Genomic DNA, 11,906 nt, shown 5'->3' with positions numbered 1-11,906 from the left:
GCAAAAATATAACTTTTATTGAAATTTGCATAAATTTTTTAGGGTATTTTACGAGTTATTTAAAAAAATAATACAATTGATTTAATTTAAGGATAAAACAAAGACTTTAAACAATTTTAGTATTCTATATACAAGTTTTAAAAATTGAACTTACATTTGTATGCTAAAAATTAAATTTTAAGGTGTATTTAAAGTCGCTTTCTCTTATTAATTATAAAAATATTGCCGAAAATTCATTTGAATTTGAAAGCAAGATTAATGCTATTGTAGGTAAAAATGGCGTAGGCAAAACCACTATCCTAGATGCAATTTATCATTTGGCAATTGGAAAAAGTTACTTTAATCCTTTAGCTACACAAAACATTAAACATGGCGAAGATTTCTTTGTAATTGATGGTATTTTTGACAAAGAACTTAGAAACGAACACATTGTCTGTAGTTTTAAAAAAGGGCAAAAAAAGGTTTTAAAACGAAATGGCAAAGCCTATGAAAAGTTTTCTGAACATATTGGTTTAATTCCAATAGTTATTATTTCTCCAAGTGATGTGGATTTGATAATTGAAGGTAGTGAAACGCGAAGAAAGTTTATTGACAATGTCATTTCAACATCAGACCCTGCTTATTTACAACATCTTATAAATTATCAAAAAACAGTTGCGCAAAGAAATGCATTGTTAAAATATTTTGCACTTAATCAAACATTTGACAAAGATAACTTGGCTATTTACAACGAACAAATTTCGTATTTAGGTCAACTCATTTTTGAAAGACGAAATTCATTTTTACAACAATTTGTACCTATTTTTCAAAAGTACTACGAAATTATTTCTGAAAATGCCGAACAAGTTACCATTGTATATGAAAGTCAGCTACATGAAGCCTCGCTCGAGGAGCTTTTGGAAATACATTTACAACGTGATAGGATAGCACAATTTAGTACTTGCGGAATACACAAAGATGATTTACGTTTTGAGATAAATGAATATCCAGTAAGAAAATTTGGTTCTCAAGGGCAACAAAAATCTTTTTTAATTGCTTTAAAACTAGCGCAATTTGAATTTGTAAAAAATCAAAGTAAAACCTTGCCTATTTTATTATTTGATGATATTTTTGATAAATTAGATGCATACAGAGTACAACAAATTGTAAACATGGTTAATGATGATGTATTTGGACAAATTTTTATATCCGATACGCATCCTGAACGAACAGAAGAAATAATCAAACAAACACATAAAGCCTATAAGATATTTACTATTTAAAAAGATGAAAAATTTAAAATCAATTATTGCAACTGTAGTTGTAACATTATCTATAAGTTGTACCAATAGTCAAAATTTTAAAAGTGTAGACGTAGCAGAATTTAAATCTACATTAGAAAAAAATTCAGAAATACAGCTTATTGATGTAAGAACGGAAGATGAATTTAAAGGTGGTCACATAACTAATGCTAAAAATATTAGTTTGTCAAGCGAAACTTGGCGTCCATTAGTGGGTGAATTAGACAAAACAAAACCTGTTCTTGTTTATTGCCTAAGTGGCGGAAGAAGCAAAAGAGCAGCTTCTGAACTTAAAGAATTAGGTTTCAAAGAAGTGATTGAATTAAATGGCGGCTATTTAGCATGGAGCAAAGCAAATCCTCAAACAAATTCAGCTTGGACAGGAATGACTAAAGAAGAATATGCCAAATTACTAATTTCTGATAAAATTGTAGTTGTTGATTTTTATGCAGAATGGTGTGCACCATGCAAAAAAATGGCTCCTTATTTAGAAAAAATGAATACTGAATTGGCAAACAAAGTTATTATTTATCGTATAGATGCTGACAAAAACAAATCGTTATTTAATGACTTAGGTTATCAAGGATTGCCTGTTATTTTAGTTTACAAAAATGGCAAAGAAACCTTTAAGAAAAACGAATTTGTAAGCGAAGAAGATTTGAGAAAAGAAATAAATTAAAAATAGTTCTTTTTACTTTTTACTTTTTACTTTTTACAATAAACCCATGAACATCATACAAAATCAATCCTTAAAAAAGTATAATACTTTTGGCATTGAAGCCTCAGCAAAAGAATTTGTAGCCATTCAAAATGAAGCTGATTTGGCTACTATTTTAAAAGAAAATCAACAGAAAAAATTATTTGTTTTAGCTGGTGGAAGCAACATGCTCTTAACCAAAGATATTGATGCTTTAGTACTACATATCAACAATAAAGGAATTGAAGTTATAGATGAAAATGATGATTTTGTTTGGGTAAAAGGACAAGCAGGTGAAGTATGGCATGAATTTGTCGTTTGGTGCATGGAACGTAATTTTGGAGGCATTGAAAACTTATCTCTCATTCCGGGGAATGTAGGTGCTACACCTGTTCAAAATATTGGTGCGTATGGTGTTGAAATAAAAGATACGTTTGTTTCTTGTGAAGCAATGGAAATTGCCACTCAAAAAACAGTAACTTTTACTAAAGAAGACTGTAATTTTGGTTATCGAGAAAGTATTTTTAAAGGCCGTTTAAAAAACAAATACATCATTTTAACGGTAACATTTAAATTGACTAAAAAAAATCACAAAATAAACACTTCTTATGGTGCTATTGATTTAGAATTAGAAAAAACAGGCATTATAAATCCGACTATACAAGACGTTAGTAACGCTGTAATTGCGATTAGACAAAGTAAACTTCCTGATCCAAAAGAATTGGGCAACAGTGGAAGCTTCTTTAAAAACCCAGTAGTTCCTATAGAAATTTATGAAAAAGCAAAATTAGATTATCCAACTATTCCACACTACCCTGTTTCAGAAACTACAGTTAAAGTGCCTGCAGGATGGTTAATTGAACAAGCAGGCTTTAAAGGTAAACGATTTGGCGATGCTGGCATCCATGCTAAACAAGCATTAGTTTTAGTAAATTATGGCCATGCAACTGGAAGTGAAATTTGGGCGGTTGCTCAGAACATTCAACAAACTGTAAAAGAAAAATTCGGTATAAGTATTGAAGCTGAAGTTAATGTGATTTAATTTTGAAACTTGAACTCTTTAACTTTAAGTCTGAATGTTTGGTGGGGGATGCGGGGAATTACAAATTATCAGTTTAGAAGTCAACTTTGCAACTCTGAAACTTTTTACATTTTACTTTTCATTTGAAACTTAGCAAAATTAAAGTACCTTTGCACAACTTTTAGTAAGGAATATGGAAACGATATTAAGCATACTTTTTATAGCATTTATAGTTTTTTTTAGCATTCAATTTTGTTACTATGGCTTTGTCTTTAGTCGGTTTGCATTTGCTAAACCTCAAGCAGGCACACCTAAAAAAATTCCTGTGTCAGTTATTATTTGGGCAAAAAATGAATGTGAAAATTTAAAAGTACTACTGCCTATTTTACTTTCTCAAAATTACCCCCATTTTGAATTAGTTGTGATTGATGACGATTCAAGTGATGATTCACTAGACCTATTAGAAGCTTATGAAAAACAATATGCATTTATTAAACTAGTTAAAGTTAAAAATAATGAAGCATTCTGGGGAAATAAAAAATATGCCTTAACATTAGGAATTAAAGCCGCTAAATACGAATATTTACTTTTTACAGATGCTAGTTGCAGACCCGAAAATGAAAATTGGATTGAAGATATGACGGCACACTTTACTGTGAAAAAAACAATTGTATTAGGCTATAGTTCCTATTATAAAATCAAAGGTTCGTTTTTAAATAAATTAATTCGTTTTGATGGCGCTTTAGCTGCTATTCAATATTTTTCATGGGCTAAAATAAATAAACCATATAAAGGAATTGGTAAAAATTTAGCCTATAAAAAAAGTGAATTTTTCAATGTAAGAGGATTCATGGACCACATGAAAATTAGAACAGGTGATGATGACCTATTTATCAATCAAGCTTCAACAGCAGAAAATACAACAATAAACACGACTAGTTTTACCTATTCAGATAGCAGAACAAGTTATTCGTCTTGGCTGCAGTTAAAGAAAGATCAAATTACATCTGCAAAATATTATAAAGGATTTGACCAATTTCAATTGGCCACACATTTCATCTCCCAGTTCTTTTTTATATGTTTAGCCATTGTATTACTTGCGTTTCAATACAATTGGATTGTAGTAACCATTTTGTTGAGTTTTAGGTATATTTTTAACTGGATTGTAATTGGGTATGGTGCTTCAAAATTAAAAGAAAAAGACATTGTTTTTGGATATCCCCTATTTGAATTTATAGTTTTATTTACACATATTCGAATTGCCATTGCAAGTTTATTTTCAAAAAAAACAAATTGGAATTAAAACAAGAACATATTAGCGCTTTTATTCAAAAAGCAAAACAAGGCGATCAAGTTGCCTTTACCTTCTTGTTAGACCATTATTGGAATGAAGTCTATGGCTATATGCTTAAACGAACTGAAAACGAAACCGATACAGAGGATATTGTTATAGAAACGTTTGCCAAAGCATTTGACAAAATACAAACATATAATCCTGATTTTGGTTTTAATACATGGCTAATTGCTATTGCCAAAAACGTACATATTGATTTACTAAGAAAGAAGAAAACATCACTTTTTATTGATAATTCAGAGGCAAATGATCAATATGCATATGCTATAGCAGACGAAACACCTTCTGCTGAAGATAAAATCATTACCGAGCAAAATCTATCTCAATTACTGCAACACATTAAAGAATTAAAGCCTGCTTATCAAGAAGTTATTCAACTTAGATATTTCCAAGAAATGAGTTACCAAGAAATGGCAAATCATATTGATGAGCCACTGAATAACATCAAAATTAAACTTCTGAGAGCTAAAAAATTATTAGCAGAAATCATCCATACTAAAAAATAAATTTTTATTTTTTACATTAAATTTAACTTTTTATTGCATTTTGGCACGATAATTTCATAAGGTATTGTATTATTCTTAATCATTAACCTTAAACTATATTATTATGTCAAATTTCAACGTAGAAAAAAACAGTTGGCTAGAAGTTGTTTTTGAAGGAAAAAACAAAGCCTATGGAGCGTATCAATTAAGACAAGAAAATGATCGCACTACACTTAAAGCATTATGCATAGCAGTCGTTTTAGTTGCAACAGGATTAGGATTAGTTTCTTTTTCGACTACTAAATATGAAGAACCAATTATTCATGCCTGTCCAAAATTAGAACCATCAGTAGTATTTGTGGAACCTAGCAAAATGAAACCTAAAACAGAAAAGCAACATGGAGAAAAAAACACTAAAAAAAACACAAGGCCAAATATTCACGACACACCAAGAATCAGTGATATAGTAACCCCTAAGCCAGTAGAAATTCCAGGAAAGGAACCATTCAATCCTAATGGCAGTGAAAATGGTAAAAAACCCGGAACTGAAGGTAATCCATTTACAACAATAACTACAAGCTCAGGTGGAACATCTGGTGGAGGAAATGGCGGAGGAGGCAGTATGAATATTGTTTCAGAGTCCGCATCGTTTCCTGGTGGCATTAATAAATTCAGAGAATATGTGGCTTCAAAGTTTAAAATTCCAAGCGATTTCAATAAAGAATATGTGTATATTGAATTATCTTTTATTATTGAAACTGACGGCAGTATTTCTTCTATAAAAATGCTGAATAATGGCGATGAAAAATTAGAAAAAGAAGCCATTAGAGTTTTACAATCTATGAAACAAAAATGGGAACCTGGAAAATCAAATGGAATTGCTGTTCGATCTGAAAAAATGCTACCTATAAAAATAATGGTAACCGAAATAGAAGACTAAATTTAGTAGTACTTACTATAAACCACAAAGTGAATTCATTTTGTGGTTTTTTTATGATTTGTTTTTTGAACGTTTTGTATCTTTGTCATTCATTATTACTATTTAATATGGCGTCTGAAAATGTTTTTCCTCCGCAGCCTAAACCAAAATGGTTGCGCGTAAAATTACCTACGGGTCAAAAATATACCGAATTAAGAGGATTAGTTGACAAATATAAACTAAACACAATTTGCACATCTGGTAGTTGTCCAAATATGGGTGAATGTTGGGGAGAAGGCACAGCAACCTTTATGATTTTAGGAAATATTTGCACCCGTTCATGTGGCTTTTGTGGTGTAAAAACTGGGCGTCCCGAAGAAGTTGATTGGGAAGAGCCTGAAAAAGTAGCCCGTTCTATAAAAATAATGAACATTAAACATGCTGTAATAACGAGTGTAGACCGAGATGATTTAAAAGACATGGGGTCAATCATTTGGGCAGAAACGGTAAAAGCAATTAGACGAATGAATCCAACGACTACTTTGGAAACATTAATTCCTGATTTTCAAGGAAATGAAAAAATACTAAATCGCATTATTGATGTGGCTCCCGAAGTAGTTTCTCACAATATGGAAACGGTAAAACGATTGACACGTGAAGTCCGTATTCAAGCGAAATATGAAAGAAGTTTAGACGTATTACGCTATTTAAAAGACCAAGGGATTAACAGAACTAAATCAGGTATTATGCTTGGTTTAGGTGAAACCGAAGAAGAAGTAATTGAAACCTTACATGACTTATCCGCTGCTAAAGTAGATATTGTAACTATTGGTCAATATTTACAACCAAGTAAAAAACATTTACCTGTAAAAGAATTTATTACTCCCGAACAATTTGCAAAATATGAAGAAATAGGTAAAAAATTAGGTTTTAGACATGTAGAAAGTGGTGCTTTAGTTCGTTCTTCTTACCATGCTGAAAAACATATTCATTAATTTTAGTAATTAGTAAAAAATAATTAGTGAGTAACAAATTTATTTTGGAAACTATAACTTTTCAACCTGACCCGAGGTGCAGCCAAACGGAGCGCAGCTAAACTTGAAATCTGAAACTTGAAACCTGAAACAAAAATAAAAGTAGCCATTAATGGTTTTGGAAGAATTGGAAGAAATCTATTCAGATTACTTCTGAATCATCCAAATATAGAAATTGTTGCCATTAACGACATTGCTGACACAAAAACAATGAGTCATTTGGTTAAATATGACAGCATACATGGAGTCTTGTCTCATGATGTTTCATTTGACGAACAAAACCTACTTATTTCAAATCAAAAATTTGCGTTTTATCACGAAAAAAATATCTCAAACTTACCTTGGAAAACTTTACATGTTGATATTGTAATTGAGGCAACAGGAAAATTTAAAACGTATGAATTAGCGCAGCAGCATATTTTGGCAGGAGCCAAAAAAGTTATTTTATCAGCTCCCCCCGAAGATGAAGTGATTAAAACTGTTGTATTGGGTGTAAACGAACATATTTTAGATGGTTCTGAAGGTATTATTTCTAATGCAAGTTGCACAACGAACAATGCTGCACCTATGCTCAAAATTATTGACGAATTATGTGGTATAAAACAAGCCTATATTACTACTGTTCATTCTTATACCACCGACCAAAGTTTACATGACCAGCCACATAAAGACTTAAGACGTGCAAGAGGCGCGGCACAATCTATTGTACCTACCACAACTGGAGCAGCTAAAGCTTTAACCAAAATATTCCCCAATCTTGAAGGTAAAATAGGTGGCTGTGGCATACGTGTTCCTGTACCAGACGGTTCGTTAACAGACATAACCTGCCATGTAAAAAACGAAGTCTCTATTGAAACCATTAATGCAGCATTTAAAAAAGCGACAACAACATCGTTAAAAGGCATCATGGCCTATACCGAAGACCCTATAGTTTCTGTAGATATTATTGGCAATACACACTCCTGTGTTTTTGATGCGCAACTTACGTCTGTTATCGATAATTTAGTTAAAATTGTAGGTTGGTATGACAATGAAATTGGCTATTCCTCTCGCCTAATTGATTTAATCATTTTTATTTCTAAAAAATAATTGTACTTTTATTTTTATTTTAAATGTTTTCAGGCAAATTGACCTATGAAATCGCCACTAACAAGTAGTTTGTTGCAAACAAACACCAATGAAGATAAAGCGATAACATATGACCTATGAAAAACAAATGATTATCTACATATGAAAAAATTGGCTATTTTTATTTATTTACTTACCTTATTTTGCTACTCGCAAGAAAAGAAAGTTACACAAGATAGTATTGACTATTATTTAGAATTAGCTAATTATAGTGCTGAAGAGCAATTTCAAATTGACAATGCAATTAAGTATGCTCGTAAAGCCGTTTCTTTTGCTAAGAAAACAAAAAATGAAAGTAAAAAAATAGATTCTTATTATTTTTTAGGAACTCTTTATTTAGAAAATAATAAACCTGAAGAAGCTTTAGTTTACTTTATTAGATGCACCAATTATTTTCAAACGAAAAATATTTCAAATTCAAAATTAGCCAAAACGTATTTTTCACTTGGCAAAAGTTATTTACTAAAAAACAATCAAAAACTAGCTAATTTATATTTTACTAAATCATTTGAAATTTACAATAATTTACCGCTTTCAGATGCCTTTTTATTAGTTGAACTACAAAAAGGATTAGTACTTAAAGCAAATAAAAAATTTGACGAAGCCATTACTGTTTTCAACACCATTGTTTCTCAAAATAATGAATTTGAAAACACAAAAGTGGAAGCTTTTTTTCAATTGGGAGAAATTTATACCTTACAAAATGAAGACGAAAAAGCCTACCCCGCCTTTCAAAATGCATATGAGCTAGCAGAAAAAAATCCTAATTTTTTAATCAAAAATAAAATTCTTAAAAAATTAATTCTTTTGAGTGAAAAGAACGGCGATTTTAAAAGTGCAAATCAATATTTAAGAAAAATAAATGATTTAAAAGAAAAAAGCAACTCCGCTACTGATGAAAATTATCTTTTAAATAAAAAAGAATATGATAGCCAACTTGATTTAGTTGAAAAATTAGAAAATGAAAAACAAGACCAACTCAAATCAATGAAATTTTCAAAATTAATTAGTATTTTGAGCATTGCCCTAATTGCTATATTGTCCTTGCTCAGTTTTTCATTATATAAAAATAATAAAATTAGAAATAATACATTCAAACTCTTAGAAGACAAAAACAAAGAACTTACAAAAGAAAAAGAGAAAGCCGAACAAGCTTCAAAAGCTAGAGCGGAATTTTTGTCTACCGTTAGTCATGAATTACGAACACCTCTTAATGCTATAAACGGCATAACCTACTTACTCTTGCAAGAAAAACCAAGAGCAAGTCAATTAAATTATTTAAAATCTTTGGAGTTTTCAGGAAGCTATTTATTGAATTTCATTAACGATATTCTTGAAATTAACCGATTAGAATCAGATGTAGTACAAGTAGAAAAAATTGATTTTAATTTGAATGAATTAGTGACCAATATTAAACAATCATTTAATGAATTCATCATCAAAAACAACGTAAATTTTCATACTGACATTCAGTTAAATGGTTTAACTAATTACATTGGAGACCCCACAAAACTCTCTCAAATATTAATAAATTTAATTAATAATGCTATTAAATTTACTAAAAACGGAGATGTATGGTTAACAATAAAGCAAATTGAAGAGCGAGATGAAAATATAAAATTAGCATTTACTATCAAGGATAATGGAATAGGAATTCCAAAAGAAAAAATTGCCACTATTTTTGATAGCTTCACACAAGGCTCCGTGGAAATTAATAGAACGTATGGCGGAACTGGACTAGGATTATCTATTGTAAAGAAAATAGTTGAATTATTAGGTAGCGAAATTACACTTGAAAGCGATGTAAACCAAGGAAGTGTGTTTTGTTTTGATTTAATTTTAGAAAAATCTGCAATTAGTTCTTCCGAAGCGCTCCTTTCAAACGACGTAAAATCTTTAGAAAATTTAAATGGAAAATGTGTTTTATTAGTTGAAGACAATAAGATAAACCAAATGATAACTCAAAAAATGCTAGAAAACAAAGGCATGATTTGCACCATTATTGACAACGGAGAAGAAGCTATTAGTGAATTAGCTAAAAATAATTATGATTTAGTTTTAATGGATGTTCATTTACCAGGTATAAATGGGACAGAAGCAACAGAACAAATTAGAACCTTTAACGCACATACACCTATAATTGCTTTGACTGCAATTTCTTTAAATGAAAATAGAGAAACCTTGTTGGAATTTGGAATGAGTGATGTAGTTACAAAGCCTTTTAAACCCGAACATTTATATGAAGTAATTGCTTCATTTTTTTAATCACATACGTGTATTAGTTATGCTTCAAGAATTAAGTTTTTTATCAAAGCTCTAACTTTAGGTTCAGCTTTTTTTGCAGCTTCTAAAACTTCATTGTGATTTACTTCCTGAATTTCTTCTTCATTACCCATATCAGTAATTACAGAAATTCCGAAACAATCTAAATTCATATGACGAGCTACAATCACTTCAGGAACGGTTGACATACCTACGCAATCTGCACCTACAGCTTTAACATATTTATATTCGGCTAAGGTTTCAAATGTTGGGCCTTGCAAGGCTAAATAAATTCCTTCTTTTAAATCTATAGATAACCTGTTAGCAATTTCTTTAGCTTTAGCAATAAAGAATCTATTATAAGGTTCACTCATGTTAACAAATCGAGGACCAAATCGTTCATCATTAGTTCCTCTTAAGGGATGATCAGGTATCATATTAATATGGTCTTTTAGCACCATAATATCACCCACTATAAATTTTGGATTAACACCTCCTGAAGCATTGGAAACAATTAATAAATGAATCCCAAGATGTTTTAATACGCGAACAGGGAAAGTAATTTGTTTAGTATCATATCCTTCATAAAAATGAAAACGACCTTGCATAGCCACAACTTTTTTTGAACCAATAGTACCAAAAACTAATGTCCCTTTATGACCTTCTACTGTAGAAATAGGAAAATGAGGAATATCTTTATAATCAATTGTGTAAATAACATCAATATCTTCTACAAAATTTCCTAATCCCGAGCCAAGTATTATACCAAACTCAGGTATAAAAGAATTTGTTTGTGATTGAATATAAAAAACAGATTCTTGAACTTTATCCCACATAATTGATATTATTTATCTATCAAAAATACAATATTATTATGATATAAAAGATGAGGATAATTCTTAATTATAATAAATTACAATTTTGCCATGTCCAGAATTAAAATTAGCTATTGTGGATATTTGAAAGCAAGATGAATGTGCCCAAGATGAACCGCCACCACCACCACTAAAATAATTTCCACCGCCTGCACCGCCACCGCCGCCATAATAACCTGCACCGCCACCGCCGCCGGAATTCCAAGTACCCGAATTAATTACACCCCCTGCGCCACCTTGGCCTAATTGCCCCGCAGTTGGATTTGTAACCTGTCCATCTAATGGACTACCGGCTGCTCCACCTGCAGTTTGTGTACCACCTTTACCACCTCTAGTAGCATCATCAGTTGATACCAAACCCGTCAAACCACCTCCAGCACCGCCATTTCTACCTTTCGCGCCGCCGCCGCCGCCGCCGGCAATCAACAAAGCATTAGCCATACTAATTGATGTTCTAAATACTCCTGACATACCTCCGCCTGCCATACTCTGATTATTAACGTTAGATGTATTTGTACCTCCATTTCCTCCATTTCCGTAAACTGCTAATCTTGAAGTAGGTTGGCCTCCAACCATTAAAAATAGTGTTTCGCCAGGTGTAACATTTAATACTGCTCTAACTTTTCCGCCTAAACCTCCTGCTCCTGGAGAGGTAGAAGTGCCTCCTTGTGCACCAAAAACATCTATAAAAACTTGAGTAACTCCCAAGGGAACCACCCATTGTTGATCTGTTCCTGTGTAACTAAACTGAGCTGTTTTAGTAAACATTGGTTTCAAATGAATAAACTCGGGAGCAATTTGCGCCGAAATAAAAAACGGAAAAAAAAGTGCTAAAATTAGTTTTTTCATTT

At 31.4% G+C, this 11,906-nt stretch carries 11 protein-coding genes; 9 read left to right on the top strand and 2 right to left on the bottom strand.

Annotated elements, in window-relative coordinates; translation table 11 throughout:
* Nucleotides 1–182: 182 nt before the first annotated feature.
* From recF to RF683_RS02615, 9 genes are all read left to right on the top strand, one after another.
* A complete protein-coding gene (gene recF / locus RF683_RS02655) occupies nucleotides 183–1,262 on the top strand; it encodes a DNA replication/repair protein RecF (protein WP_309532671.1) in 1,080 nt (359 codons plus the stop codon).
* 4 nt (nucleotides 1,263–1,266) lie between these two features.
* Nucleotides 1,267–1,959, top strand: a complete 693-nt coding sequence (locus tag RF683_RS02650) for a thioredoxin domain-containing protein (RefSeq protein WP_309532670.1) — start codon at nucleotides 1,267–1,269, stop codon at nucleotides 1,957–1,959.
* Nucleotides 1,960–2,005: 46 nt separating this feature from the next.
* Nucleotides 2,006–3,019 (top strand): UDP-N-acetylmuramate dehydrogenase, encoded by a 1,014-nt coding sequence (gene murB / locus RF683_RS02645; RefSeq protein ID WP_309532669.1) that lies wholly within the window; start codon nucleotides 2,006–2,008, stop codon nucleotides 3,017–3,019.
* 172 nt (nucleotides 3,020–3,191) lie between these two features.
* Entirely contained in the window at nucleotides 3,192–4,301 is a 1,110-nt protein-coding gene (locus RF683_RS02640) for a glycosyltransferase (RefSeq protein ID WP_309532668.1), read from the top strand.
* A complete protein-coding gene (locus RF683_RS02635) occupies nucleotides 4,292–4,858 on the top strand; it encodes an RNA polymerase sigma factor (RefSeq protein ID WP_309532667.1) in 567 nt (188 codons plus the stop codon). The genes RF683_RS02640 and RF683_RS02635 overlap by 10 nt, the downstream gene beginning before the upstream one ends.
* 103 nt (nucleotides 4,859–4,961) lie before the next feature.
* Nucleotides 4,962–5,777 carry an energy transducer TonB gene (locus tag RF683_RS02630; protein ID WP_309532666.1) on the top strand — a complete coding sequence of 272 codons (816 nt, stop codon included), beginning with the start codon at nucleotides 4,962–4,964 and terminating at the stop codon, nucleotides 5,775–5,777.
* A 107-nt stretch (nucleotides 5,778–5,884) separates the two neighbouring features.
* Complete coding sequence (gene lipA / locus RF683_RS02625; RefSeq protein ID WP_309532665.1) at nucleotides 5,885–6,751, top strand: lipoyl synthase; 867 nt, start codon at nucleotides 5,885–5,887, stop codon at nucleotides 6,749–6,751.
* A 117-nt stretch (nucleotides 6,752–6,868) separates the two neighbouring features.
* Nucleotides 6,869–7,879 (top strand): type I glyceraldehyde-3-phosphate dehydrogenase, encoded by a 1,011-nt coding sequence (gene gap / locus RF683_RS02620; RefSeq protein WP_309532664.1) that lies wholly within the window; start codon nucleotides 6,869–6,871, stop codon nucleotides 7,877–7,879.
* Between the two features lie 141 nt (nucleotides 7,880–8,020).
* A complete protein-coding gene (locus tag RF683_RS02615) occupies nucleotides 8,021–10,183 on the top strand; it encodes a tetratricopeptide repeat-containing hybrid sensor histidine kinase/response regulator (RefSeq protein WP_309532663.1) in 2,163 nt (720 codons plus the stop codon).
* A 17-nt stretch (nucleotides 10,184–10,200) separates the two neighbouring features.
* Here RF683_RS02615 and RF683_RS02610 read toward each other — a convergent pair whose 3' ends face one another.
* Both RF683_RS02610 and RF683_RS02605 read right to left on the bottom strand, forming a co-directional pair.
* Complete coding sequence (locus RF683_RS02610) at nucleotides 10,201–11,016, bottom strand: purine-nucleoside phosphorylase (protein ID WP_309532662.1); 816 nt, start codon at nucleotides 11,014–11,016, stop codon at nucleotides 10,201–10,203.
* Between the two features lie 63 nt (nucleotides 11,017–11,079).
* Nucleotides 11,080–11,904: a glycine-rich protein gene (locus tag RF683_RS02605; protein WP_309532661.1), complete on the bottom strand. Its 825-nt coding sequence runs from the start codon at nucleotides 11,902–11,904 to the stop codon at nucleotides 11,080–11,082.
* Nucleotides 11,905–11,906 lie beyond the last annotated feature (2 nt).

It is taken from the genome of Flavobacterium sp. 20NA77.7, from assembly GCF_031326205.1.
GTDB classification, from domain to species: domain Bacteria; phylum Bacteroidota; class Bacteroidia; order Flavobacteriales; family Flavobacteriaceae; genus Flavobacterium; species Flavobacterium nakdongensis.
This window is presented reverse-complemented; position numbering and strand designations above follow the sequence as displayed.

Excerpts from the sequence above, each read along its gene's own strand:
- RF683_RS02650 (WP_309532670.1), top strand. The coding sequence starts at position 1,267 with ATGAAAAATTTAAAATCAATTATTGCAACTGTAGTTGTAACATTATCT.
- murB (WP_309532669.1), top strand. The coding sequence starts at position 2,006 with ATGAACATCATACAAAATCAATCCTTAAAAAAGTATAATACTTTTGGC.
- RF683_RS02640 (WP_309532668.1), top strand. The coding sequence starts at position 3,192 with ATGGAAACGATATTAAGCATACTTTTTATAGCATTTATAGTTTTTTTT.
- RF683_RS02630 (WP_309532666.1), top strand. The coding sequence starts at position 4,962 with ATGTCAAATTTCAACGTAGAAAAAAACAGTTGGCTAGAAGTTGTTTTT.
- lipA (WP_309532665.1), top strand. The coding sequence starts at position 5,885 with ATGGCGTCTGAAAATGTTTTTCCTCCGCAGCCTAAACCAAAATGGTTG.
- RF683_RS02615 (WP_309532663.1), top strand. The coding sequence starts at position 8,021 with ATGAAAAAATTGGCTATTTTTATTTATTTACTTACCTTATTTTGCTAC.
- RF683_RS02610 (WP_309532662.1), bottom strand. The coding sequence starts at position 11,016 with ATGTGGGATAAAGTTCAAGAATCTGTTTTTTATATTCAATCACAAACA.
- RF683_RS02605 (WP_309532661.1), bottom strand. The coding sequence starts at position 11,904 with ATGAAAAAACTAATTTTAGCACTTTTTTTTCCGTTTTTTATTTCGGCG.